The sequence below is a fragment of the Hymenobacter cavernae genome (assembly GCF_014641455.1).
Classification (GTDB): Bacteria; Bacteroidota; Bacteroidia; order Cytophagales; family Hymenobacteraceae; genus Hymenobacter; species Hymenobacter cavernae.
In genome coordinates, this window is sequence record NZ_BMHT01000028.1 from 1 (window position 1) to 1,059 (window position 1,059).

1 protein-coding gene is annotated in these 1,059 nt (G+C 61.0%); it reads right to left on the minus strand.

Annotation, left to right across the window (positions count from 1 at the left end):
- Positions 1–1,059: DUF8696 domain-containing protein (locus IEX74_RS23045; protein ID WP_505678579.1), on the minus strand; the 1,059-nt coding region annotated here is incomplete at both ends.

The following is a 1,059-nucleotide window of genomic DNA, read 5'->3' on the forward strand; positions in this document are numbered from 1 at the left end:
GGCGAAGGTGCCGGTGCCGCCTGTGGCCGCAGCCGTGCTGGTGAGCGGGGTAGGAGTAGCCCCCACGCACACGTCCTGGGTAGCCCCAATGCTGCCCGCCGTCAGGGTGGGTAGCACTCTCACAACGACTGGGAGCGAATACGCTGGTGCGCAGGACCCCGACGTTGCCCGGCGGCGGAAATAAGTAGTACTTGTGAGTAGGCCGGGCGCAAAAGTTGAGTTGGTAGCGCCGGTAATAGCGTTCCAGCTCACATTATCCGTGGATAATTCCCATTGATAGGCAACCGTGCCCGTGCCACCTGTTGCTTCAGCTGTACTGGTGAAGGGGGCAGGAGTACCGCTAACGCACAGCGTCTGGTCGGCGGCAATAGTGCCAGCAGTCAAAGGTGGAGCCACGGTGATGGTGATGACGTTGGACAAGACTGGTGCGCACTCACTGCCCGAAGTTGCCCGGCGCCGGAAATAAGTTGTAGTAGTCAGCGGCCCCGGCGTATAATCAGTGTAGCTGGCACCAATAGCCCCACCAATAGGCGTCCAGTTCACATTATTCGTAGAAGACTCCCACTGATAGATGATCGTGCCCGAGCCGCCGCTAGCCCCGGCTGTGCTGGTGAGTGGGCTAGGAGTAGCGCTGGCGCAGAGGGTTTGATTGGCCGCAATGCTACCAGCCGTCAGAGCAGGCACAATTCTCACCGTCACCACGTTGGATGGCGTGGTAGTGCAGACACCGGAACTCACCTGGCGGCGGAAGAAAGTAGTGGCGGTAAGTAAGCCCGGCGCATAGTCGGGGCCAGTAGCGCTGGCAATGGCCGTCCAGGTCGAGTTGTCCAACGATGATTCCCACTGGTAGGCGATAGTGCCGGTGCCACCTGTAGCGGGAGCAGTACTCGTTAGTGACGCGGCAGTGCTGCCCTGGCATATCAATTGGTCAGTGCCGATGGTGCCAGGGGCTAGCTGAGGGGCTACAGTGAGGGTGATTACGTTGGAGTAGACCGGCCCGCAAGCTCCCGAACTGGCCTGCCGACGGAAGTAGGTGGTGGCCGTGAGTGCCCCGGGCGC